Genomic DNA, 23458 nt, shown 5'->3' on the forward strand with positions numbered 1-23458 from the left:
TCTAGAGCGCTTCGCCGGCCACCTCCGTATCGACACCCGCCTTCACCAGCACGGGCCGCTCCTTGCGCGAGAGCAGGTGCTCGACAATCTTGCCGAAATCATCGAAGACCTGGTTTTCGATCCGCCGGCGCATCCGCTCGGCGTTGCGGCTTGCCCCCAGGGTGCGCAGGGTGTCGGTGAGGTAGCGCACGTGGCGCTCCTCGTCGGCCAGGACCGATTCGAGCCCGGCGCGGGTTTTGCTCAGTTGCACCGGGATGGTGCGGATCAGACTGCGAAAGGCGCGCACTCCCCCTTCCTCGGCGATCAAAATGCCCGCAAGCAGATCCGTCAGCGCAATGGCCGCCAGATCTTCGCTTTTGTGGAAGCGCTTGATCGATCCTTCTCCGACGCTGGCCGAAGCCTGCACCGCCGCCGGGCTCTCAGCATCGATGCTCATCTTTTCGGCGGCCACAGCACGGCGGAAAATCACGGCGTGGCGCTCCTCGTCGCGGATGTGGCGCTGCATCAACTCGTCAAGCCAGGCGGGGATCTCGGCCGCCTTGGCCTGGCGGATGCGCTCCAGGGTGCGTCCGCCCTCCGCCTCCTGCAGGGCGAGCGAGGCGAAGACATTCACCCGCTGTCTGGCGTCGGCCGCCGCCCGGCCGTAAAAGTAGCCCGTCAACCCGGCAATCAAAAGGCGCTTCACCATCGGCTGTCCCCCGCGACTGCCGCCAGTGTAACGTCTTGGTCGGGAGCCGGGCGTGCCCGAACAGCCGCCGGCGCGAAGCAGTAGAGCTATTCTGTGGGGGTGCCGCCGGACGACACAATATCTAGTGCCCGACGGCTTTTCCAAACCGCTCGGCGCAAGCTAAAGTCATTGCAGACATGGACAGATTCCCACAGCCATGATTCCCCTTCACCTGAGCCTCAGCAATTTCTTGAGTTACCGCGACGGTCGCCTGGACTTTTCCGGGATCCATACCGCCTGCATCTGCGGAGCGAACGGTTCAGGCAAATCGTCGCTCTTAGAAGCGCTCACCTGGGTGCTCTGGGGCAAATCGCGGGCCGACTCCGACGACGATGTGGTGCGGCGGGGGGCGACCGAGGCGCGGGTGGATCTGACTTTCTCCTGCGAAGGGCAGCGCTTTCGGATCATCCGCACCCGGGTGACGGGCAAGACCAGCAGCCTCGAATTTCAGGTGGGCGACGGCGACAGCTTCCGCACGCTCACCCGTTCGTCGCTGCGGGTCACCCAGGAGGCGATCAACGAAGTGCTGAAGATGGACTACGACACGTTCATCAATTCGGCCTATCTGCGCCAGGGCCGCGCCGACGAATTTACCGTCAAGCGCCCTGCCGAGCGCAAAGAAGTGCTCGTCGAGATTCTCAACCTCAACCGCTACGAACAGCTGTGCGAGCGCAGCAAAGAACACGAAAAACAGTTCGCCGGCCGTGCTCAGGTGCTGGCCGACCAGTTGCAAAGAAGCCGCCTGGCGCTGGGCGAGCGACCGATGGTCCAGGCGCGGCGGGATACCACCGCAGGCGAACTCGAAGCGCTCCGCGCCCAACAGACCCAGATCCAGCAGCGCCTGGAGTTGCTCTCGACCCGCTCCCGCCAGCGCGAACAACTCGCCGGGCAACTCGAACGCCTCGACAGCCAGATCACCCAGACCCACCAGACCCATAGCCGCCTGCACGCCCAGTGCGAGCGCCAGACCCGCGTCGTGCGCGAACTGGAGGTGCTTCTGGAGCAGGAGGCCCAGATCGCCCAGGGTTGTGCGCGCTACCAGCAACTGTTGGCCGAGGAAGCGGCGATGGGCGAGCGGGGCAGCCGCCACCAGACGCTCACCGTCCGACGCACCGAACTGGAACGGCGCCTCGACGGCGAGCGCCACCAGCTCGAACTGCAGCTGCAACGCCACAAAAGCCGCTTCGACGGGCTCACCCAGCAGCGGCGCGAGGCGCAAGCCGTCCTGGAGGAGGCCCCCAAGATCGAGCAGGGTTTAGCAGAACTGGCGCGCGTCCGCGAGTTGCTTACCAGCTACGACCAGCGCCAGCGCGAAGTCTTTCCCCACACCGAAGAAAAACTCCAGCTCGAACGGGAGATCCACCGCGTCTACAGCGAACTGGCCGCCCAGATCCCCGTCTACGAGCAGCAACAGCGCAAACTGCAGCAAGATCTCAGCCGCCGCGGCTTCCTCGAGCAGACTTTTCAAAAAGTCAGCGAAAAAGTCGAGCAGCTCGAAAAAAAACGGGTCTACCAGCAGCGGGTCACCGAAAAAGGGCTGGAGCGCAGCACCTTCGAAGCGAAACTGCGGGCCCAACAACAGCAGTACCGCAAAGAACTCGACCAGCTGGCCGAAAAAGCGGCGCTGCTGGCCCAGGGGGAGACCGATTGTCCCCTGTGCGGCGGCCCCCTCGACGCCGAGCACCGAGAGCTATTGGGCGAGCAACACCAGCGCCAGCACGCCGAACTCGAAGATCACCTGACGCTATTGGCCCACCAGATCAGCGCCGCCGAGCACGAGGTGCGGGTGCTGCGCACCGAGTACAGCGAGCTGGTGCGCGAACTGGAGCAATTGCCCTCGCTGCTGCAGCAGCAGGCCCAACTGCGCCAGCAACTGAGCGCCGTCGACGAGAGCAGCGGCACCAGCCGGCAGTTGCGCAGCCAAATTCAGGCCATCCGCACCCAGCTCGAGCGCGGCGACTACGCCCAGGATCTCAAGGCCCGCCACACCGGAGTGCTCCAGCAAATCCAGATCATCAACTACGACGAAAAAGACCACGCCATGGCCCGCAGCGAGGCCGACCGCTGGCGGTGGGCGGAGATCCGCGCGGGCGAGCTGGAACGCGCCCGGCGGCAACTGGGGCAGATCGAAGCGGAGATCCCGGCGCTTGAGCAAACCTGCCACCAGATAGAAAGCCAACTCACCCACCAGCAGTACGGCCAGGAGCTGCAAAACCATCTGCGCGCCGCCGCCGAGCAACTGCAATCGCTCGGGTACGACGGCACTGCCCACCAGAACCTGCGCAAGCACCTGCAAGATCACCTCCACTGGCTGAGCCGCCAGCAGGAACTGATCAAAGCGCGCAACCGCCACCCCGAGGAGCGCGGCGTTCTCCAGGAGCTGCAAAAAGCCTGGGCCGAGGGCAAAGACCTGCTCGTGCGTCTGGGCGAACAGCGCGTTGCCCTGCAGGCCGAACTCGACGCCACCCCCGACCCACGCGAAGCCCTGGCCGCAGCACAGGCGGAGGAGCTGCTCAACCGCCGCCACCAGGAGCACAAACTCAGCGAACTGGGGGCAGCCGACCAGCGTCTCGCCCAGATAGATGCCCTCCAGGAGCAAATTGCCCACCAGCAAAGCCAGCTGGAACACGCCCAGAAGCAGCAGGCCCTCTACAAAGAACTCACCCGCGCCTTCGGCAAAAACGGCATCCAGGCGTTGATTATCGAGAACGTACTCCCTGAACTGGAGACCGAGACCAACCGGCTGCTCTCCCGGCTGTGCGACAGCCAGCTGCACGTCCAGTTCATCACCCAGCGCGCCTCCAAAAACGCCAAAAAACTGATCGATACCCTCGACATTTTGATCGCCGACGCCCGCGGCACACGTCCCTACGAAACCTACTCCGGAGGCGAAGCCTACCGGGTCAACTTCGCCATTCGCCTCGCTCTCTCGCGCCTATTGGCCCGCCGCTCCGGGGCCGCCCTGCAGACGCTCATTATCGACGAAGGCTTCGGCACCCAGGATCTTGAGGGCCGCAACCGCCTGGTGCAGTCGATCAACACCGTCGCCGACGACTTTGCCTGTATCCTGGTGATCACCCACATCCACGAACTCAAAGAAGCCTTCCAGTCGCGCATCGAGGTCGAAAAAGACCACCAGGGCTCCCAGCTCAGCGTTGTGCTGTAGGCGCTATTCCCCGATGCAGCCGGGTGTATTGAGTGTGTTAGCATAAGCTCGTATGCCAGGTTTGGGCTCAAGTCATGGTTCACTTCGACAATCCGAAGGACCGGCCCGTGTATATTATCTCGGTCGCGGCGGAGTTGGTCGGGATGCACCCGCAAACCCTGCGCCAGTACGAGCGGGCCGGTCTGGTGCATCCCTATCGCATGCCGGGCCGCGGCGAGGGCAAAGGCGGCAAAGAGCGCGAGACGCGTCTGTATTCTGAGCACGATATCGAGCAGTTGCGCTACATCAAGCGCCTCACGCAGGAGCTAAAAGTCAATCTTGAAGGTGTGAAGCAAATCGCCTTGCTCAAAGAAGAACTCGACTTGCGTCAGCGCGAACTCGACAAGCAAAAGCAAAAGATGCAGCAAGAGATCCAGCGGCTACGCTCGAAGATCGGTCAGCTGGAAGTGCAGATAGAAGAGGAAGTCTGATCCCCCCGGCTGCGCCGCCCCCCTTGAAACGGGGGGTTGCGTAGCTAGGTGTCAGATTTCCTGGAAGCGGGCCATGGCCCGGAATTTTTCGTAGCGCTGGGTACGGCGGGTAGGGCCGTCCAGGGTCAAGAGTTCATCCAGGTGCCGCAGGAGTGCTTCTTTGAGATTGGCGGCGGCGCGCTGCGGGTCGCGGTGGGCGCCGCCCGAGGGTTCGGGGATGATCTCATCGACAATCCCCAATTGCTTGAGATCGCGGGCGGTGATCTTGAGAGCGTTGGCGGCCTGCTCGATGTGCTTTTTGTCGCGCCAGAGGATCACCGAGCAGCTGTCGGGAGAAATCACCGAGTAGACGGCGTACTCGAACATCAGCATGCGGTTGCCGACGCCGATGGCGAGCGCTCCGCCGGAGCCGCCTTCGCCAATCACCGCGCAGAGGATGGGCACCTCGTAGCTGAACATGTGCTGGAGGTTGCGGGCAATCGCCTCCCCCTGGCCGCGCTGTTCGGCATCGACACCGGCGTGGGCGCCGGGGGTGTCGATGAGGGCGATGATCGGCAACTGAAAGTGATTGGCGTGGTCCATCAGGCGCAGAGCTTTGCGGTAACCCTCGGGCTGGGGCATGCCGAAGTTGCGCTGGATGTTGTCCTTGGTGTCGCGGCCTTTTTGGTGGCCCATGATCACCACCGGGTGATCCCCCAGGCGCGCCAGGCCCCCCACCAGGGCCAGATCGTCGCCGAACAGCCGATCGCCGTGCAATTCGACCCAGTCTTCGCACAACAGCTGGATGTAGTCGAGGGTACTGGGCCGCTTCGGATTGCGGGCCAGCTGCAAAATGTCTTTGGGGGGCAGGTTGGCGTATAGGTCGCGGCGCAGTTCCGCGGCCCGCGCTTCGATCTCGGCCAGTTGCGTCGAGACATCGACGTTGTTTTCTTCTGCAAAGCGCCGGATGTCGTCGAGGCGCGTCTCCAGTTCCATCAGCTCGCGCTCGAAATCCAGCGAAGGTCCGGGTGTTGCACTGCGAGATTGCGTCATGGCGAATGACCGATGAGTGAGCACATCCTAGCAGTTGCTTGGCGCTCATCCGTTCGAGGCGCACAGTATGCTGGTTTTGACCCAGCGTTCCGCCGAGTCTTGCTTTCATGAAAATCCTTGCCCTGGCCTGGGAATTCCCGCCGCGCATCGTGGGCGGCATTGCCCGCCACGTCGCCGAACTGTACCCGGAGATCGTCCGCCTCGGCCACGAAGTGCATTTGATTACTGTCGAATTCGGCCAGGCGCCGGGCTATGAGGTCGTCGACGGCATCTCCGTGCACCGGGTGCCGGTGGGAGCGGCCGACGACTTCTTTCACTGGATTGTCTTGATGAACGAGGCGATGGGGGCGCGCGGCGCCAAGCTCCTTATGGAGGACGGCCCCTTCGATCTGATCCACGCCCACGACTGGCTGGTGCAGGACGCGGCGGTCGCCCTCAAGTACAACTTCAAGCTGCCGGTGGTCTCCACCGTGCACGCCACCGAGTACGGCCGCTACAACGGCATCTGGACCGACACCCAGCGCTATATTCACCTCAAAGAATTTTCGCTGGTCTACCAGTCCTGGCGGACGATCGTCTGCACCAACTACATGCGCGGCGAGTTGGAGCGCGCCTTCGGTTGCCCTTGGGACAAGATGGACGTCATTCCCAACGGCATCAAAGCGTCCAAAAAAGAGCGGGCGGATTTTGACCGTTGGGCGTTTCGCCGCCGCTTCGCCTACGACCACGAAAAGATCGTCTACTACGTCGGGCGCATGGCCTACGAAAAGGGCGTGCGGTTTCTGGTGGAGGCGATGCCCAAGGTGCTCCGGGAGCACCCGGACGCCAAATTCGTGATCATCGGCGGCGGCAACACCGATCACCTCCGGCGGCGGGTGGGCGAACTCGGCCTCTCTAACAAGTGCTTCTTCACCGGCTTCATGCCAGACGACGATCTCGACTGCTTCCAGCAGGTGGCCGACTGTGCGGTCTTCCCGAGCCTGTACGAACCCTTTGGGATCGTGGCGCTCGAAAGCTTTGCCGCCGGGGTGCCGGTGGTGGTCTCCGACACCGGCGGCCTGCCGGAGGTGGTCACCCACACCAAGACGGGCGTGGTCACCTACACCGGCAACGCCGATTCGCTCGCCTGGGGCATCCTTGAAGTGATCCGCAACCCCGGCTATGCCCAGTGGCTCAAGGACAACGCCCGCGAGGCGGTCTGGACCCGCTTCGGCTGGGAGAGCATCGCCCGCTCGACGGTGGCAGTCTACGAGCGGGTCGTCCACGAGCGCCGCAACACCAGCTGGTAGCTTTGGGTCTGCCTGCGCGTGCGGGTCAAACACAGTGCTGTAGCGCTCCGGCCGAAAGCGTACTTACAATCGGTCTGAATTTTTTATAGTTCCGCTTTGTGCAAAGCGGAGAGCCGCTGCTCACCGCACCGGATTTGGTCGGGGTGGGACCACCTGTGTCGCCAACCCGGCCATTTCCAGCGCTCGAATCACCCACCAGGTCATGTCCACTTCCCACCACCGCAGGCCCGCCCGCGCGGCGTTCGGTTGGGCATGGTGGTTGTTGTGCCAGCCCTCGCCGTAGGTGAGCAGAGCCGCCCACCAGAGGTTGCGCGAACTGTCCGGCACCTCGCTGGTGCGGTAACCTGCCAGGTGGGCGGCGGAGTTGATGAGCCAGGTGGTGTGCCAGAGCACGACCGCACGCACGAACACTCCATAGACCACAAACGGCCAGCCCCCCAGCGCAAATAGCAGCACCGCCAAAGGAATCTGCAGCAGCAGGTGGTAGCGGTTCAGCCAGCGGTAGAACGGTTGACGGGCCAAATCCGGGGCGTACTTGCGGTGGGTTTGGCCATCGGAAAGTTCCGGGTGCCGGTAGAGAAGCCACAGCACATGGCTCCACCAGAAGCCCCGGCCGGAGGAGTGGGGGTCTCGGGCGTCGTCGTCGGCGTGGGCATGGTGCAGCCGGTGGGCTGCCACCCAGAAGATGGGGCCGCCCTGCAGCGCCAGGGCTCCCAGCATCGCAAAAACACACTCCAACCCCCTCGGCACCCGAAAGCTGCGGTGGGTCAAAAGCCGGTGGTAACCCAGACAGATGCCCAGGCTGCCGATGAGCCAATGCAACCCGAGGGCAACCGCCAATGCCTGCCAGTTGAAAAACCAGGGTGCCAGCAGAGCAAGCCCGTGCATCAGGACCAAAAAGCCCAGGGTGGGCCAGTTGAGCGCGCGCCAACCAGCAACGCCCCCGGCGCCCGAAACGACATTCGCAGTCATCAGGATTTCCTTGTCGATAAGTACCGATGCCGGAGCCCGCATTGGCGACCAGAGGAGCATTTCGCGAAATCCGACAGCCCCTCCACGCATCGAAGCGCGGAAGAATGCAAGTGTCACTTGCATACCTGAATCGTACCGGTTCGCCACGCACAATGCAAGTGACACTTGCAACATCTTGACAGGCGGTTCAGCGGTCGAGTTTGAGGGCCGTTTCCAGGGCCAGTTTTTCTTGGGCTCGGCGGGCGAAGGGCTGCAACAGTTCGGGCGGTTGGCCGGTAAGCAGGGCGAGGGTTTCAAGATTGGCGCCGCGGGTGAGCATCTCCACGCACCAGGTCTCGCAGGCTTGTTCGAGGGCGGGCGGCGCTGCTCCAGTCGTGACCAGTTCCCGGGTACAGACGCTCCAGCGAAATCGGACGCCCTCGGGCGTCATCGGTTTGCCGATTTCGTCGATGAACACAGCCTGGCAGCCGTCGCGGCGGGTCTTCAGCCAACGGGTCAAGGGATTGTTGTTGTAAGAGCCGTACCTGCGGCCCAGGATCTGGCGGTTGAGGGGCACCTGCCGGTTCGCCACCTGCAGCAAAGCGCGGTCTTTATCAAACACCTGATCGGTGCGTGCGAGGGTGCTCACCTCCTCGGCGCTCAATCCTGCCGCAAACAGGACGTACACAAGCGCAAAATCCTGGGCACCGGATTTTTTGGCCCCATCGAGAATCCGGTGGACAAGCTCGCCGTCCAGGTCGTTCACCGTTTGTAGCGCCGAGGTTTTATCGAACACCCCGCAGAAAAACAGTTCCACCACACTGGCTAAGAAGTCTTCGCGCTCAACCCAGGGAGTCTGGGGAGCCCCTGCGTAAGCGCTTACCGCCCGGCCGAGCAGAAGCGTATTGAGCAAAGTGGCGATCTTGAAAAGATCCTGTCCTCCGGTACGCTCACCCAGAGCCGCCTCCAGGCGGTTGGCAAGCGACCGATTAACCCCCTCAAGACTCCTGCCGACAGCAATCCGTTCCTCGGCAGCGTCGCGCTCAGCCTCCACAACCGCCGAGAGCAACAATTCCGGCAGTTGGGCAAAAGCCTGCAAACAGTCGTCAGCCAGATGGGCAAACCGCGTGCGTACCGCGCCGCCGCCGGCCGAGGATGGGTCAGTGGATTCTTCGAGAGCCGCGAACAGGCCCGATTCTTTGATGACCGCCAGCATCAGCGCGTGTTTGTTGCCGAACTGGCGAAAAAGAGTGACTTCGTTGAGTTCTGCCCGCTCGGCAATCTGCCGGGTGGTGGTTTCCCGGACGCCTTGGGCGGCAAACAATTCTGCAGCAGCCCGGATCAAACGTTCCCGGCTAGAAGTGCGCGGCATCAGAAGCGGCGGCCCGACCGCCGGAGAAAAATCGATCCTACCTTTTTACTCTACTAAAAGTGAACAGGCGAGCTTCACTTGATCTCGACTCGATCAGTTTCGATTGAAGCAATACCGCGAACGCTTTTAGCTACTGTTACTACTCGCGAAAGAAGCTCTTCATTGAAAACTTGACCTTCGAGTACAATTTTTCCATCTATCTGAGTAATGTTGATAGTATTAGAAACATTTTCTTTCTTAATAATGATGTAAATGCAGTTAGGGTGAATACCCTTGTCTTCATTACCTTCCTTGGAAATAATTTTAAATCTAGCACCACCTATTTGTGGATCGCTTTTCAGTGCAGAAGCAACTTGCCACGCCAGATTGAGCGTACTGCCCTGGGACATTTTGAGAAGTGTAGGCTGTCCACCTTGACTCGACCGTTTGGAAACCGATTTTTGCATTGACTTGCCATACAGCGAACGCAAGAAATCTATGAGTAGCCAGCTTGAGAAAGTGCCCAAAATAGTAACAGCAATTGACGAGGTGAGAGCGAAAAGCAAAGTACCTATTACAGCGAAAATACTTCCCTGCGCAACGATAGTAGTCGGCTCCACAGAACTTACTTGCGATGAATTGGCTGAGACATCCGTCGCCTCCGAGCTGAGCCATTCATCTACTCCCACCAGCAACATTGTAAGTATAAATGTAAAGGCCACAATCTCTGGGGACGGCTCCCCCTTTGTAGCTGAAAGCATGAAAATCCATAATGCGAAGCCGACAAGTATTTGCTTTGGCAACGAGGCTAAGGCACTCTTTGCCTCAGTGTAAAGATCAGGAAATTTCTGTTTTGATTTATACATTATGAATCTCTCAAGTCCTTCACAAAGCGCACAATGATACGCACAGCCAGGAGCGCCCAAAGCAAAAAATCAGATATTACTATAATAAAGCATGCATAGAAAGCTGGCCCAAGCGGGTTTTCATCCAGGCAAACGTCAAAACTTGCAAAGCTCCTGCCAATAATCCACTCTACAATCAGTCCTGGGATGCGCAGCAAAACGCTAAGAGCGATTGCATCTTGAATAGTAAGATATACTATTCTCCAAAAATCGCCCATCAATGCTCGACCGATAGGGTCAATGCTCTCCGAAGCACTCAGCACAACTTCCTTGACCCATAACCAAGTTTTGTCTTTGGTTCTATTGAGTAGCCCGCGTTATCTCTGCCTAAGTCTGGAGATGAAGAGCCAACTGATGCTGATTTTGGTTCCTGTTCAGGAGTACCCTCAGGCGGTTGTTGCTCACTCACCCCTCGTTTTCCTCGCTACTGAATCAAGAGGCCAGAGCCTGTAGCTTGTAGAGGCTCTCGTAAAGCCCGTGCTGGGCCAATAGCTGTTCGTGACTGCCGTCTTCGATCAGTTCACCTTTGCGCAACACCAAAATGCGATCGACGTCGCGGATGGTGGATAGCCGGTGGGCGATCATGATACAGGTGCGCCCTTCGAGCAGACGACCCAGATCTTGTTGGATGAGCGACTCGGTGCCTACATCGAGCGAAGCGGTGGCCTCGTCAAGGATCAGGATGCGTGGGTTGCGCACGGCGGCGCGGGCGAAGGCCAACAGCTGCTTTTGGCCGCCGGAAAGGTTGTTGCCGCGCTCGCGCACCTGGGTCTTGTAGCCGTTCGGTAACTCGCGGATGAAGCGATCGACGTTCATCGCCCGCGCGGCTTGTTGAATCTCTTCTTCGCTGAAGGGTTCACCAAGGGCGATGTTCGAGTTGATATCGCCGGAGAAGAGGAACCCCTCCTGCAAAATGACCCCGATGCGGCGGCGCAACTCTTCCTGGGCAATCAGTTGGATATCGACGCCGTCGATGAGGATGCGCCCCTGGGTGGGTTCGTACAGGCGGCACAACAGCCGGATAATCGTGCTCTTGCCGGAGCCGGTGGGACCGACCAGGGCCACGGTCTGGCCGGGTTTGATCGTGAAGCTGACATTTTTGAGCACGTATTCGTCCGCTTTGTAGGCAAACCAGACGTTTTGAAACGTGACTTCTCCGGTACCGTCCGCGGGCAGTTGCAACGGTTTGTCCTGGTCTTTGATCTCGATGGGTTCATCGAGGATGTCGGTGATCCGCTCCAGGGACGTAAAGCCCGACTGGATCGACGTGAAGCGCTCGCCCAACTGGCGAATCGGATCAAACAGGCGCTGGGCGTACTGGATAAAGGCCACCAGCGTCCCAAAAGTAATGGCATTTTGGAGCACCTGGCCGCCGCCGAACCAGAGCACCCCGGCAATGGCCACCAGCGAAATCCACTCCATCACCGCCGAGAGGGCCGAATCGTAGAGGATCGTCTCGTCCACCGACTTGATGTACCCGCGGTTGACCCGGTCGAACTGCTCGGCGTTGCGCCCCTCGCGGCGGAACATCTGCACGACGTTCACGCCGATTAGATTTTCCTGCAAGATGGCGTTGAGGTTGGAAAGCGCCTCGCGCACGCGGGAATTGGCCGCCCGGTAGGTGTTCTGAAACCAGATGACGATGGCGGTGATCGGGAAGAGTAAGATTACTACCACCAGGGCCAGATCCCAGCGCAGCGTGAACATGAAGGCGGCCACGATCACAATCGAGACGGCATCGCTGAGGATACCCACGCCGCCGGTGGAAAAGACTTCGCCCAACGCTTCGACGTCGCTGGTGAGGCGGGTGATCAGCTTGCCCACCGGCGTGCGGCTGAAGTAGCTGCTCGATAGGCGGGTGACGTGGTCAAAAAGTGCTGAGCGGATGTCGGCGGTCATCCGCTGGCCCGCCTGCTGCAGCAAATAGCCCTGCCAGGCCTGTAGACCCAACCGCACCAGCACCGTAAGGGCGAACAAAAACGCCAGCCAATGCAGAAGCCCCATGTCGCCGGTCTTGGCCGGTCCGTCGATGGCCCGCTGGATGAGAATCGGGCCGATGGCGCTCGCGGTGGCCAGGGGCGGCAGCAGGACCAAGGCCAGTATAAAAAGGCGCACCTGCCGACGGGCAAAAGGCCAGACGCGCTTGAGCAGTTCCCAGTTGCGGCGCTCACCCGGCTGCGGCTCGACGGCTTCGGACATGGAAAATTCGTTACAGACTTTTTACATTATGGCTTCCCGCAAAGCCATGGGTAGGCAAACCGACGGCAAGGCCCTGGACTGAAAACACGTCCCCGGAGTGGAAGCTCTTTTCGATCTGCGCTTCGCTGAGGCCCACCGAGGCACTGGTGATGTAGAGCGTGCCCAGATCCGCTCCGCCGAAGGTGCAGCAGGTGGGGCGCTGCACGGGCAGGGGGAGCCGCAGCAGTTCGTGGCCGTCGGGTGCAAAGCGGATGACGCACCAGCCGTCCCACATCGCCGACCAGAGGCAGCCCTCCCGGTCCACCGTCAGGCCGTCGGGAAAAAACGGTGCGCCGCTGAGATCCACGCACGGGCGCCGGTTGACGATCCGGCCACTTTCAAAGTCGAAGTCGTAGGCGTAGATCGTCTGCTGGGACGAATCGGTGAGATAAAAGGTGCGGTTGTCGGGGCTCCAGCCGAGGCCGTTGGAAACAAAAATCCCCGTCTCCATCAGGTGCAGCGCACCGTCCGGGTCGTAGCGGTACAGGCGTCCTTCGCCCCCGGCAGGGTCCATCGAGCCGAACCAGAAGCGCCCGGCGGCGTCGCACTTGCCGTCGTTGAAGCGCACCCCCGGCCGCGGCGCCTCGACATCGAGAAGCGGCGTCACCGTGCTGTCGATGATATCTAGAAAAGCCAGATCGTGGCGCCGGGCCAGGATGAGCCGGTTTTCCCCCGCCGGTGCGACGCAACCGACCACTTCGCCTGCATCGAAAAAACGGTCCGTGCCGGTGTCCGGGTCGTAGTGGTGGATCCGGTGGTTATAGATGTCGACCCAGTACAAGCTCCGGGTTGGTTGGTGCCAGCAGGGACCTTCCCCGAGGCGGGCTCTGGCATTTACAAGCACTGTCGGCGAAGGGGCGGCGGTCTCCACTGGTGGCCATTCGAGTAGATAACGCCGCTGGTTTACCCCAAAGAGCCAAGCCCCGTCAACCGCGCCAGGACGGATCCGAACTCGCCCCTCCCGCTTAAGACGAATATTCGAGCAGCACAGCAAACGTGTTCAAGTCGATCCAGCCCAGCTTCCACAGCACCACCGGCACGGTTCCCTGCCACAGTTGCGCCAGTTCTCTGGCCCGCCGCAGTTGCCGTTCGCTCACCAGGCCGCGCCCGATCAGATAGTCGTCGATTGCCGGGTACATGGCGGGCCTCAAAAGATGCGGTAGCGTTCGAGGACGCTCAGCACCATCAGCGCCATACCGATCCAGAGCAGGGCGAGGTGCTCTGTTTGGATGGGGATGGGCCAGAGAAAGGCCGTCAGAAACTGGTGCATGGGTCACTCCTGGGGGCGAGGGGGGAACAGCGGCATTCGGGAACTTGCTGTTGTCATGATGAGTACGTCCATCCGGCCCCGATGGATTCATTTGCGCGAAGGGCGACGGTGCTCATATCCCATCGGCGCGAAAACCGGAATAATCGTGGGTGTAGAGCGGGGGCACGGCGATGGAAAAGGCGGATGTGATCGTGATCGGCAGCGGCCAGGGGGGCGTCCCGCTGGCGGTGGACCAGGCCCGTTCCGGGCGGCGGGTGGTGCTCTTCGAGCGCGGGGCGCTGGGAGGAAGCTGTATCAACTACGGCTGCACGCCTTCAAAAGCCCTGCTGGCCGCCGCCCATGCCGCCGGGCGGGCGCGACTGGCGGCTCCGCTGGGTATCCACGCCGAGGTGACGGTCGATTTTGCCCGGGTCATGGAGCGGGTGCGGGGCATCCGCGCCAGTTTCCGCCAGGGCATCGAGCAGCGGCTCGCCGACGCAGGCGTGCAGATCGTGCATGCCGAGGCAAGCTTTGCGGGCTCCTCCACCGTTGTCGGCGGCGGGGTGGAAGTGCAGGCACCGCTGGTGGTCATCAACACCGGTACCGGGCCTACCATTCCCGAACTGCCCGGCCTGGCGGGGTTGCCTCTGCTCACCAACTTGAACATCTTCGACCTCGAAACCCTGCCCAGGTGCACATTGATCCTGGGGGGCGGCTACATCGGCCTCGAACTCGGGCAGGGACTGGCGCGCCTGGGCAGCGAGGTGCACATCGTCCATAACCACGAGCGCCTGCTCAACCACGAGGAACCGGAGGTGGGCGAAGTGTTGGCTGAGGCCCTGCGCCGGGACGGCATCCACCTGCACCTGCAGAGCGAGGTGAGCCAGGCGGTGTACCAGGACGGTATCTGCGCGCTTACCCTCGAAGACGGACAGATTTTGCGGGGGGAGGCGGCCCTGCTCGCCGCCGCCGGCCGCACGCCGAACACCGCTGCCCTGGGCGCTCCGGCGGCGGGCATCGCCCTTGACAAGCAGGGCTACGTGGCCATCGACGAGCACTTTCGCACCACCGCTGCGGGGGTGTACGCCATCGGCGATGTGGCCCGGCAGCCCGCCTTCACCCACGTCTCCTGGGAGGATTACCGGCGCTTGCAGGCGATCTTGGGCGGCGAGGAGCGCACCCGCTCCGATCGGGTGCTGGGCTACGCGGTCTACACCGAACCGCAGGTCGGGCGGGTGGGGCTGACGCTCGATCAGGCGCTGGCCAAGGGCCATCGGGCGCGCTCGGTGACCTTGCCCATGGCCCACATCGCCCGGGCGATCGAGTGGGGACACGACCTTGGTTTCTATCGGCTGGTGGTGGACGAAGACACCGACAAAATTCTCGGGGCGACCCTGGTGGGTTACGAGGCGGCGGAAATCGTCCATGTGCTGCTCGCCCACATGCAGGCAGATTCAACCTGGAAGGTCCTCGAACAATCCGTCCACATCCATCCGACTTACTGCGAAGCGCTACCCAGTTTGGCTCGACTGTTGAAACAGTAAGTTTAGGACAGAAGCAGCAGAATCAAAACTCTCTGCGACCGAAAACGGTAATGGCAAGAGCGAGCAGGATGCCGGTGTAGAGAAGGCCGTAGGCTCCGGCTTGCACCAGTTCGGTTGTCGGTGGAATCTGGCCGAAGACGGCGCCGTTGCGCAGATTGAGCCGTTCAAGATCCGGCAGGATCAAATAAAGAATCCGGGTGGTCTGCTCGATGGAGGCACTGCCGGCAAGGCGGCCGAGTTTGAGCAGATCCTGGGTGAAGTGGCCTACTAAGTAGAGACACAGCGTAAAGATCGAAGCCATCACCGCGCTGGCGAAGCTTCCGAAAAATAAAGCCGCCGCCACCAACAACAGCAGTTCGATGTAGATAAAGACCATCGAGAGCAACAACGGCGAACCGAGGCCATCTATCGGTATCCGCTCGATCCAGATCACCCCGAAAAAACAAAGGGCCATCGCCGCTACCAACAGAGCAATCACCGCCGCGAGGCCCAGGTGCTTGCCCAGGATAAATTCCCCCCGCCCAAGGGGTTTGGAGAGCAGCACGAAGATCGTTCGCTTGTCGATTTCTTTGCTGAGCAGGTTGGTGCCCAGGAAGATAGCCACCACCAGGCCAAACAGGTGCATCGCCCCCAGGCCGAGATCGAGGATGATTTTGTACTCGGCCCCGGCGCTGAGGTCCGGCAGTAACCTTGCCCCTACCAGCAACAGCACCGCAAACAGGGCAATCAGATACAAAATGCGGTCGCGGACCGACTCGCGAAAGACGTTGCTCGCCACTGCCCAGATCCGAACCGCGTTCACTCGACCCCGCTCCCCCGCTGTTCAACACCAGAATGCCGCAGCCGGTCCAACCGCGCCAAACGCCAGCCGCCACCGTCCACAGATTCCCACCTGGGGCAGGGGGCGAGGGTCACTATCGACAGCAACCTGGCAGAAGGACATACAGGAGACCGGCATGATTCGATTGACCCGCGCGCTTGTCGCCGTGGTGGCTGTCGGGGCCACCGCAAGCGCTTGGTTGTTTCCGGCGGCAGCCCAGACTACAACCACCCCGGGAGGAACCGCCCCCGGACCTGCAACAGTGCCCAACAGCAGCCCGATCAACCCGAACCCGCCTGCTACCCCCGTTTATGCCGGTCCGAATCAACCGGGAACAAACGTCAATCCCAGTTCCTCTGGTGTTTACAGCAATCCGAGCGGGACCGTTTCGCCCGGACCGGCCGGCAGTCCCTCGACTGTCAACCCGGCTTCCCCAGGTTCACCAGCCGGTTCGACACTCAACCCCCAGCCCTCCGCAACCCCTACCCCGAACCCAACCACCGTCCCGCCAAGCGGTACGGCTGCGACGACCAATCCCAGGTAGATCCGTACAGAAATGCCTGCCCCGGTAAAGTAGGCAAAAAAGCAGGAAACGGCCTGGGAGAAAGGCGAAGTTCACGAAAGCTCCCAGGCCGGTAATGCTGCTATCCGAGTTGTATCTTCAGTCGAAATCTTGGCCTACTTCATTTTGGGATTGGCTCTGAGGATATCCATGTTCGCTTTGAGCGCCGCCTTGGTCTGTTCGGAAAGACCCTGCACCTGAAGAACATCCTCCGGCTTGGTGTAGGGTTGGTTCTGTTCAATGAGTTTGGCGGAAGGTTCGTCGAGACCGGCACGAACCAGTTGTGCAGAAGTTACGGCGTTGAGGTCGATCGTCCGGGCTGTCGGGGCCGGGGTAGTCGACGGGCTGGTGGAAGACGGCGGCGTGGTCGACGGCTGAGCCGGGGCACCGTAGGGGCTGCTCGGGCTTGGCGGGGTGCCGGCGGGGCCGGGCTCGGGTGTGGTCGTTGTGGGCGGTACCTGATTGGTTTTATCACCCGGTTGATAAGTGCCCGACGGACTGGGGCTGCTCTGGGCCAAAACCGCAGTACCCATCCCCATGCAGACTGCTCCGCTCAACACCAGAGCGCTGATCTTGCGGATATGTTCCTGCATTTTGGAATCCTCTTCATAATCTAAATGCTAAAGACAGTGTCACCGGCTAACAGACGCTTCGTCCTCCTTGATATGGAGGAAATCACTCTTTGCATATCGTCTTCATTTATCCCTTGAAATGGGGAGAACACAATCAACAGTGCGCCCGAGGACAAGCCATGCGCTCCCTATTCTGTATTCCAGCATGAGTAATCTCAGCAATTCAATCAGAAGCCATTGCAGTTGCTGAAACCCTATATTTAGATGTTTATAAACAATCGGTCTGCCGGAGCAGTTTTGAGACATAAATAAAGACTCAGAAGCCGATAGACTGCCTCTGTCTCTTCGAGCGCAAGAACGGCGCGCTGGTGCTTAAAATTCAGGAAACGGAGGTTTCGAGCAGCTTCACACAGTTGAGTGCTGAATAGCTCACCCCGGCCGTGCCCTCCCCGGGGTGGGTGCTATCGCCCACCAGCCAGAGGTTTTCGACCGGCGTGCGGTTGGAGAGCGAAAAAGGACCGAACTGACTCGGGCGCTGACCGATACCGCCCACGAAGCCGTGGGGGCGGGCGGTAAAGTGCTCAAAGGTGCGCGGTGTGGCCGCTTCAACGTGCACCAGGTGGGCTTCGAGGTCAGGAAAGTACCGGCCAAGCAACTCGATGGCAGTGCGGGTGTAGCGCTCCTTCATCGCGGTGTAGTCCGCCGCGGCACTCCAGGCTTTGGCATCGGTGAAGCTGGAGGCGATGATTGTGGAGCAGCCCTGGGGGGCCCGGCCGTCGCCGGGCTGACTCACCGAGACGAACAGCGAGTTGTTTTCAGCCACTGGGCCGTCGTAATCGTACAGAAACTGCAGATGGGGCGGGCAGTCCACCGGAACGGCCTCCGAGCGCACACCCAGGTAAACGACGAAGGCTCCCGGGGCCTCCGGGAGCTTGTCGACTCGCTCGCGATAATTTTTAGTGAGGGCCGGACCGGCCAGTTCCGGCAGGCTCCAGACGGGCACATTCGCCACGATCTGAGCGGCGCGCACTTCCCAGTCGCGCTCGCTGCGGCGGTCGTGCACGGTGACCCCGGCGGCCAGGCCGTGGCGGGTGTGGATGGCCGTCACCTTCTGGCCGGTCAAAAGCCGGCCGTTGTGTTGGCGCAGCGCCTCCACCAGGCGGTCGCTGAGGGTCTGCATGCTGCCTTCGAGGTGAAAGAGCCCCCGCGGATCACAGGTAATTCCCAGGGAAACCGCCCCGTACAGCGCGGCGGTCTGGTCCGCCTCGACGGTCGAGTAGAGTTTGAGCTGCATGTCCAGGAACCGCCTGAGCCGCCGGTCATCCGCAAGCTTGTAGTCTCTGAGCAGGTCCGCGACGGTGCGCAGGGTGTAGGGCAAGGTCAGCAGCGTGCGGGGTCTGAGCTTGGCGGCCAGGGCCAGGTACTCCTCGGGTCGTACCGGCGGCAGCAGCGGTTCGCGCGAGTTGAAATCCCAACTCAATTCAAAGAGCTGGTCCAGCTTCGCCCAGAAGCGCTCACTGCCGGGAAAGTGACGGATGCGCTCTGCGCGCCAGCGCTCCGGGTCGCGCCACAGGCAGATAGGCTCCGTTTCCTGCGGTAGGTACACCGCACAGGCCGGGTCGCAGGGCCGGGCGGCGGGCGGCTCCACCCCGAGTTCGCGGAAGATGCGCTCGTGCACCCCACCCGGTTCGAGCCCCGCCACCTGGGTAGCCCCGACGTCGAAGGTGAACCCGCGCCGCTTAAAAGTCGAGGCGCACCCCCCCGGTACAAAAGCCTGTTCGAGTACCAGTACATCGAAGCCGCGGGCGGCCAGAAGCGCCCCGGCCGTCAATCCGCCAATTCCAGCTCCGATCACGACAACTTGACAGTCGCGCGGGTGGCGGCCTGCCGTTTTTTCGGTCATTGTCTACTTAACTCCACCTCTCTCCAGTGTTGCCGTTGCAGCGGTCCCCCCGCAAGGAAATCTTCAAGCCGCCTTGCCCCCAGCAAGCAGATAGAGCAGGGCCATGCGCACCGCCACACCGCTGGTGACCTGCTGGGAAACCAGGCTGAGGCGCGGATCGTCGAGCAAATCGGAACTCAGTTCGACGCCGCGGTTGACCGGGCCGGGGTGAAGCAGGCGCACCCCCGGACTGCACAGGGCGAGCCGCTCGCGGGTGATCCCGTAGAGGCGGTGGTACTCGCGCAGACTGGGCAGCAGATAATCGCCCATGCGTTCTTTTTGCAGGCGCAGGGTCATCACAAAATCCGCCCCTTCGAGGGCGGGGGCGAGGTGGTGGTGGAGGGTGGCGCCGTACTGGCGAAATTCGCCGGGCAACAGCGTCGGCGGCCCGGCCAGGTGCACCTCGCCCCCGCAGGTGACCAGACTGCACAGATTCGAGCGGGCGACGCGCGAGTGAAGAATATCGCCGACGATGACGATTTTTTTGCCCGCGAGCAACTCGGGGCGAGGATCGTAGGCATCCAGCAGTGTGCAGAGGGTAAACAGGTCAAGCAGCGCCTGGGTGGGGTGCTCGTGCTGGCCGTCGCCCGCATTGATCACGCTCACGGGGCTACCGAGTTGTTCGAGGTCGCGGGCGACGGCATGGGGTACGCCGCTGTCTCGGTGGCGGACGACGACGATATCCATGCCCATCGCCAGAAAGGTGCGGGTGGTGTCGAAGATGGTTTCGCCCTTGGTGAGCGAGGAGGTAGCGGCGGAGAAGTTGACCACATCCGCCGAGAGGGCCTTGGCCGCCAGTTCAAAGCTCGTGCGGGTGCGCGTCGAGGACTCGAAGAACAAATTGACGATAATCCGGCCCTGCAGCGTCGGAACTTTGCGGTTGCGCCGGGCGAGCACCTGCTGAAAGCTACCGGCTGTCTGCAATACCAGGGCGTACTCGGCGGCGCTGAAATCCTCCAGGCTCAAAACGTGGCGGCGGGTCCAGGGAAACGGCGCATTCAAAGCGGCGAGCACCAATCGGCTCGCTCAGTATACCGCCGCGCTCCGCGATTCGGCCCGCCAGCCTATGCCGTGGGAGGCATGGAGACAGCTGCCAGGTTGAATAGGATCGAAGGGTGAGAGACGAGGTTACCCCGATGCGCAAATCTTTTGCCCTGTTGACCGCGCTCGCCATGGGTCTGAGCGTAAATGCCGCTTTGTTGGCCCAGGCTGGTGAAGCCAGAGAGAGCACTCGGACCGAAAAGGCGCGTGTCAGCCAGAAAAAAGCGAAAAACCCCGGTGAGAACAGCTACACCTGCCAGGGCGAAGCGAAGCAGGACAGCGTCACCAAAGGTGCCGCTTACGGCGGGGCAGGCGGTCTGTTGCTAGGTGGAATCGGCGGCGCGGTCGTGGGTGCCGCAGCCGGGGCGGGCGTACAGCATATGCAGAACAACGCTGCCTGCGGCCGCTAGGAGGGATTCCTGTTGCCGACAAAAAGCCCCCGCAAGCGGGGGCTTTTTGATTTTAGGATATGCCTTAGAGAACCTGTTCGACCTCGGCAACGGCCGGAATGAGTTCGCGCATGCGCCGCTCGATACCGAGCTTCAGGGTATAGGTCGAACTGGGGCAGGAGCCGCAGGCGCCCTGCAGGCGCAGTTTGACGATCGGCCCTTCGATTTCGACGAGTTCGACGTTGCCGCCGTCGGACATCAAATAGGGGCGCAATTCGTCGAGGACCAGCTCGACGTTATCCCGATTCAGTTCGAGAACCTCGTCTTCAAAGGTTTCTCTCATCGCAACTTCTCCAGCTTTGTGCCTTCATCTTAACGCCACCTGCCCGTTGCCCCGGCGCGTTAGGCTGGAGGGCATGCACGATGTCTTGATTGTCGGAGCGGGTGTGGCGGGACTCGCAGCCGCCGGGGTGCTGCGCAAAGCCGGCCTTACCGTGCGCCTGGTCGAAAAGTCGCGGGGGGTGGGGGGGCGCCTTGCCACCCGGCGCGTGGCCACAGCCTCGGGAGAAGTGCGCCTCGACCACGGCGCCCAATATTTCACCTGCCGCAGCGAAGCTTTTCGGCAGGTGGTAGAGCCGCTGATCGCAGACGGCGAGATCACCCTTTGGTTGGACGGCGTACCGACGCTCAAACAAGGCATTCTGGATCCCCCGGACGCCGCACACCGCTCGGCGCGCTATATCTGCCCGCAGGGGATGACGGCGCTTGCCAAGGTGCTTACCCACGAACTTGATATCCGGCTTGAGACCAAAGCCACCGCTCTCGCTCTGGAGGAGAACGGCCGCTGGCGGGTGACGACCGACCGGGGAGTGGAAATTGCCAGAGCCGTATTGCTCACGCCGCCCCCGCAGCAAAGTTTGGCAATCGCCGGCGAATTTGGAGATGTATCGGCTTTCGACCCGGCCCGCGCCGTCGATTTTCTGCCCTGTCTGGCGGTGATGGCGGGTTATGGCGCCGCCGACCCCGGCGGGTTGCCTCGGGGTTTGCGCTGGGAGGACGACCCGATTGTCGCCTGGAGCGCCCTCGATTCGAGCAAGCGCCGCGATCCGAAAGCCACCACTTTCGTCGTGCACACGCTGCCGGACTTCAGCCGGGAGCACTTCGACGCCGTGGCTGAAAAAACCGCCCAGCGGGTCCTCGAACACTGTGCCTGCAAGCTGGGGGGTTTCACCCCGCTCGCCCTGGCCCGTCCCGAATGGGTGCAAGTGCACCGCTGGCGCTACGCGATGCCCGCCAACCCCCTCGATGCGGCGTTTCTGGCCCGCTCCCGGCCGGCCCCATTGCTCCTGGCCGGCTGCTGGTGCAGCGGTGCGCGGGTGGAGGGCGCCTTTCTTTCGGGTCAGGCGGCGGGCCGGGAACTGGTGCAGTGTCTGGCCGCTTCGTAACCGGCGAGGGCGCCTGGGCACTTCTGGCCGCCTGCACCCTCGGCGTGGGTGCCCTGGTACTGCAATGGCCGCGCCTGGAGGCAAAACCCGGCACAGCGCTCTCACCTCCCGCCCCGCTACCCCCGGCCGCCCTTTTGGGTTCGGCCTGCCTGGGCTACCGCAACCTGTATGCGGACTGGCTGTGGCTGCAGTACGTCCAGTACTTCGGCGACCGGCCGGCGCGACTTGTAGACGGCTACGGCCGCAGCGCCGACTACCTGGAGGCAATCACCACCCTCAATCCCCGGTTCTTGTTAGCCTATGCCCAGGCCAACTACGCCGTGGCCGAATCGATGGGCGAGCCGGCCCACGCCCTAGAAATCCTCGTGCGCGGCGCCGGGGCCAACCCCGGCCGCCCCGACGCCCTGGGCAACACCGGCACCTGGTATCTGTGGCGGCTTGCGGGCTCGGTCGCCTTTCGCCACTTCGGCGATTACGCCCGCTCAGCAAACTACTTCGCGCGGGCCGCCGCCGAACCCGGGGCACCGGCGGTGATGAAGGAAAACGCCGCCGCCTTTTTTGGCGCCGCCAACAACCGGGAGCGGGCCATCAGGCTATGGAAAGAGTTCTACCTCGAAGCGCCTACCGCTCCGTTGCGCGAGGAAGCTCGCCGTCGGCTGCGGGAGTTGGGTGTGCCTACACCCTAATCCTTGGGCCTGGGCCGTCGCACCGACGGGCGGCGCGAGCGCACTTTGCGTGCCGTGGGCGGTAAGCCGATATCGGGAATTTCTTGGTAGCGCCGCTGCTCTTCGAGGGCGGGAAGCTCGGTGTAATCGACCCAGTGGATACAATCGACCGGGCAGCAGTCGATCGCCTCTTGAATCAATTCAGTCGCGTCGCCATTTTGATCGACAACCCGCGAGCGCCCATACTCGGCCTCGAGGTAAAACGTATTGCGGGCCACGTAGGCGCAGTGACCGCAGCCGATACAGGTCACTTCATCGACGTAGACGCCTTTCTGCCGTAGAGCTCCACCCAGTTCGGGTTCATGACCTGAACGCTCGACACCGTCGCGGAGCAGACCGCCTAGTTCCGGCTCGAAGCCGGAGCGGCCGGGCGCGGGCTGCTGCGCCGCCATCTCAGGCGCTCCAGCGCTGAAGCACCAGACGCATCGTGCCGTCCTCGCGGTTCTCCTGGGTGACCAGATTGAAACCCTGGGGGACCGACTCGGCCAGCACTGTGTGCAGGGCGTAGCGCTGAGACACCTTGCCCAAGAAGCGCTCGACCGTCCAGGGCTGCTGCCAGAATTGAACGTCGGTGACTATCTCGTATTCCTGGCCGTTCCAGACAAAGCCGACGTCGTGTCCGTTGTCCTGGCGGATCACCAGTTGGGCTGGGCGGGTCTCGCCGCGGTAACCGCGCACTGAGACATTGCCGCGCTCGGCAGCGATCTGAAGGTCGACAAGGGCCTTCTCCAACGAGTCCAGGTTGCGAATGCGCGTCTTGATCTGGGTGAAATGGGACATAGGTCGGCTCCTGCGGCTCTGCGAGGTGTCAGTGGGTCTGGGAAGTATTCCACAAAGGCTGGGCAATATTCGATTGCTGAAAGTACTCGGAAGTCGGCTGCACATGCTGTACCGGGCCAAGCGCCTGCTCGATCGAACGGGTGAGCTCCGAGCAACGACTGCCGGCGACCCCCGTGACGCGCTCTTCGACGCGGCCGTCTGAATGGACGATAAACTCGATCTGCTCCATGGCTCCAAGGTGACCGGCAAGCGGGACAGTA

At 62.0% G+C, this 23458-nt stretch carries 25 protein-coding genes; 7 read left to right on the forward strand and 18 right to left on the reverse strand.

What is annotated here, in order from left to right; translation table 11 throughout:
• Nucleotide 1: 1 nt before the first annotated feature.
• Complete coding sequence (locus tag GLL_RS14755; RefSeq protein ID WP_011142855.1) at nucleotides 2–688, reverse strand: hypothetical protein; 687 nt, start codon at nucleotides 686–688, stop codon at nucleotides 2–4.
• A 196-nt stretch (nucleotides 689–884) separates the two neighbouring features.
• Here GLL_RS14755 and GLL_RS14760 point away from each other — a divergent pair, with 196 nt between their 5' ends.
• Nucleotides 885–3893, forward strand: coding sequence for an AAA family ATPase (locus GLL_RS14760; protein WP_011142856.1), 3009 nt, complete (start codon nucleotides 885–887; stop codon nucleotides 3891–3893).
• A gap of 74 nt (nucleotides 3894–3967) precedes the next feature.
• On the forward strand, nucleotides 3968–4363 hold the full coding sequence (locus GLL_RS14765; protein ID WP_011142857.1) for a MerR family transcriptional regulator: 396 nt from the start codon (nucleotides 3968–3970) through the stop codon (nucleotides 4361–4363).
• 51 nt (nucleotides 4364–4414) lie between these two features.
• Here GLL_RS14765 and GLL_RS14770 read toward each other — a convergent pair whose 3' ends face one another.
• Nucleotides 4415–5395: an acetyl-CoA carboxylase carboxyltransferase subunit alpha gene (locus GLL_RS14770; protein WP_011142858.1), complete on the reverse strand. Its 981-nt coding sequence runs from the start codon at nucleotides 5393–5395 to the stop codon at nucleotides 4415–4417.
• A gap of 107 nt (nucleotides 5396–5502) precedes the next feature.
• On the opposite strand from GLL_RS14770, the gene GLL_RS14775 reads away from it, so the two are divergent.
• Nucleotides 5503–6684, forward strand: coding sequence for a glycosyltransferase family 4 protein (locus GLL_RS14775; protein WP_011142859.1), 1182 nt, complete (start codon nucleotides 5503–5505; stop codon nucleotides 6682–6684).
• Between the two features lie 120 nt (nucleotides 6685–6804).
• On the opposite strand, the gene GLL_RS14780 is transcribed toward GLL_RS14775, so the two are convergent.
• The 8 genes from GLL_RS14780 to GLL_RS23485 all read right to left on the reverse strand — a co-directional run bounded on the left by GLL_RS14780 (nucleotide 6805) and on the right by GLL_RS23485 (nucleotide 13399).
• Nucleotides 6805–7656: an acyl-CoA desaturase gene (locus GLL_RS14780; protein WP_011142860.1), complete on the reverse strand. Its 852-nt coding sequence runs from the start codon at nucleotides 7654–7656 to the stop codon at nucleotides 6805–6807.
• A 187-nt stretch (nucleotides 7657–7843) separates the two neighbouring features.
• Entirely contained in the window at nucleotides 7844–9007 is a 1164-nt protein-coding gene (locus GLL_RS14785; RefSeq protein WP_011142861.1) for a TetR family transcriptional regulator, read from the reverse strand.
• A gap of 74 nt (nucleotides 9008–9081) precedes the next feature.
• Nucleotides 9082–9852 (reverse strand): BON domain-containing protein, encoded by a 771-nt coding sequence (locus GLL_RS14790; RefSeq protein WP_164929127.1) that lies wholly within the window; start codon nucleotides 9850–9852, stop codon nucleotides 9082–9084.
• Complete coding sequence (locus tag GLL_RS14795; RefSeq protein ID WP_164929128.1) at nucleotides 9852–10154, reverse strand: hypothetical protein; 303 nt, start codon at nucleotides 10152–10154, stop codon at nucleotides 9852–9854. The genes GLL_RS14790 and GLL_RS14795 overlap by 1 nt, the downstream gene beginning before the upstream one ends.
• 169 nt (nucleotides 10155–10323) lie before the next feature.
• Nucleotides 10324–12090 carry an ABC transporter ATP-binding protein gene (locus GLL_RS14800; RefSeq protein ID WP_011142862.1) on the reverse strand — a complete coding sequence of 589 codons (1767 nt, stop codon included), beginning with the start codon at nucleotides 12088–12090 and terminating at the stop codon, nucleotides 10324–10326.
• 10 nt (nucleotides 12091–12100) lie between these two features.
• On the reverse strand, nucleotides 12101–13000 hold the full coding sequence (locus GLL_RS14805; RefSeq protein ID WP_011142863.1) for an SMP-30/gluconolactonase/LRE family protein: 900 nt from the start codon (nucleotides 12998–13000) through the stop codon (nucleotides 12101–12103).
• A 94-nt stretch (nucleotides 13001–13094) separates the two neighbouring features.
• Nucleotides 13095–13268: a DUF2949 domain-containing protein gene (locus GLL_RS14810; protein WP_164929129.1), complete on the reverse strand. Its 174-nt coding sequence runs from the start codon at nucleotides 13266–13268 to the stop codon at nucleotides 13095–13097.
• Between the two features lie 8 nt (nucleotides 13269–13276).
• The gene (locus GLL_RS23485; RefSeq protein WP_269446155.1) at nucleotides 13277–13399 is read right to left on the reverse strand and encodes a hypothetical protein; all 123 of its coding nucleotides are present in this window, start codon (nucleotides 13397–13399) and stop codon (nucleotides 13277–13279) included.
• Between the two features lie 170 nt (nucleotides 13400–13569).
• On the opposite strand from GLL_RS23485, the gene GLL_RS14815 reads away from it, so the two are divergent.
• On the forward strand, nucleotides 13570–14922 hold the full coding sequence (locus tag GLL_RS14815; protein WP_011142865.1) for an FAD-dependent oxidoreductase: 1353 nt from the start codon (nucleotides 13570–13572) through the stop codon (nucleotides 14920–14922).
• 22 nt (nucleotides 14923–14944) lie between these two features.
• Here GLL_RS14815 and GLL_RS14820 read toward each other — a convergent pair whose 3' ends face one another.
• From GLL_RS14820 to GLL_RS14835, 4 genes are all read right to left on the reverse strand, one after another.
• Nucleotides 14945–15724 (reverse strand): ABC transporter permease, encoded by a 780-nt coding sequence (locus GLL_RS14820; protein ID WP_011142866.1) that lies wholly within the window; start codon nucleotides 15722–15724, stop codon nucleotides 14945–14947.
• A gap of 696 nt (nucleotides 15725–16420) precedes the next feature.
• On the reverse strand, nucleotides 16421–16897 hold the full coding sequence (locus tag GLL_RS14825) for a photosystem II extrinsic protein (protein ID WP_011142867.1): 477 nt from the start codon (nucleotides 16895–16897) through the stop codon (nucleotides 16421–16423).
• Between the two features lie 358 nt (nucleotides 16898–17255).
• A complete protein-coding gene (gene crtD, locus GLL_RS14830; protein ID WP_011142868.1) occupies nucleotides 17256–18779 on the reverse strand; it encodes a C-3',4' desaturase CrtD in 1524 nt (507 codons plus the stop codon).
• A gap of 63 nt (nucleotides 18780–18842) precedes the next feature.
• Entirely contained in the window at nucleotides 18843–19832 is a 990-nt protein-coding gene (locus GLL_RS14835) for an aspartate carbamoyltransferase catalytic subunit (protein ID WP_011142869.1), read from the reverse strand.
• Nucleotides 19833–19954: 122 nt separating this feature from the next.
• Between GLL_RS14835 and GLL_RS14840 the strand changes: the two genes are divergently transcribed.
• On the forward strand, nucleotides 19955–20269 hold the full coding sequence (locus GLL_RS14840; RefSeq protein WP_164929130.1) for a hypothetical protein: 315 nt from the start codon (nucleotides 19955–19957) through the stop codon (nucleotides 20267–20269).
• Nucleotides 20270–20333: 64 nt separating this feature from the next.
• On the opposite strand, the gene GLL_RS14845 is transcribed toward GLL_RS14840, so the two are convergent.
• Entirely contained in the window at nucleotides 20334–20591 is a 258-nt protein-coding gene (locus GLL_RS14845; protein WP_011142871.1) for a NifU family protein, read from the reverse strand.
• A 73-nt stretch (nucleotides 20592–20664) separates the two neighbouring features.
• On the opposite strand from GLL_RS14845, the gene GLL_RS14850 reads away from it, so the two are divergent.
• Both GLL_RS14850 and GLL_RS14855 read left to right on the forward strand, forming a co-directional pair.
• Nucleotides 20665–21693 (forward strand): NAD(P)/FAD-dependent oxidoreductase, encoded by a 1029-nt coding sequence (locus tag GLL_RS14850; RefSeq protein ID WP_011142872.1) that lies wholly within the window; start codon nucleotides 20665–20667, stop codon nucleotides 21691–21693.
• Nucleotides 21675–22379, forward strand: a complete 705-nt coding sequence (locus tag GLL_RS14855) for a hypothetical protein (protein ID WP_011142873.1) — start codon at nucleotides 21675–21677, stop codon at nucleotides 22377–22379. Before GLL_RS14850 ends, GLL_RS14855 begins: the two co-directional genes overlap by 19 nt.
• Here GLL_RS14855 and GLL_RS14860 read toward each other — a convergent pair.
• From GLL_RS14860 to GLL_RS14870, 3 genes are read right to left on the reverse strand one after another with little or no spacing between them, the layout of a single operon-like run.
• Nucleotides 22376–22810 carry a ferredoxin gene (locus tag GLL_RS14860; protein ID WP_011142874.1) on the reverse strand — a complete coding sequence of 145 codons (435 nt, stop codon included), beginning with the start codon at nucleotides 22808–22810 and terminating at the stop codon, nucleotides 22376–22378. The two genes, GLL_RS14855 and GLL_RS14860, sit on opposite strands and share 4 nt — an antisense overlap.
• 1 nt (nucleotide 22811) lies before the next feature.
• Complete coding sequence (locus GLL_RS14865; RefSeq protein WP_011142875.1) at nucleotides 22812–23198, reverse strand: DUF1257 domain-containing protein; 387 nt, start codon at nucleotides 23196–23198, stop codon at nucleotides 22812–22814.
• Nucleotides 23199–23226: 28 nt separating this feature from the next.
• The gene (locus GLL_RS14870) at nucleotides 23227–23427 is read right to left on the reverse strand and encodes a DUF2997 domain-containing protein (RefSeq protein ID WP_011142876.1); all 201 of its coding nucleotides are present in this window, start codon (nucleotides 23425–23427) and stop codon (nucleotides 23227–23229) included.
• Nucleotides 23428–23458 lie beyond the last annotated feature (31 nt).

Source organism: Gloeobacter violaceus PCC 7421, from assembly GCF_000011385.1.
Classification (GTDB): Bacteria; Cyanobacteriota; Cyanobacteriia; order Gloeobacterales; family Gloeobacteraceae; genus Gloeobacter; species Gloeobacter violaceus.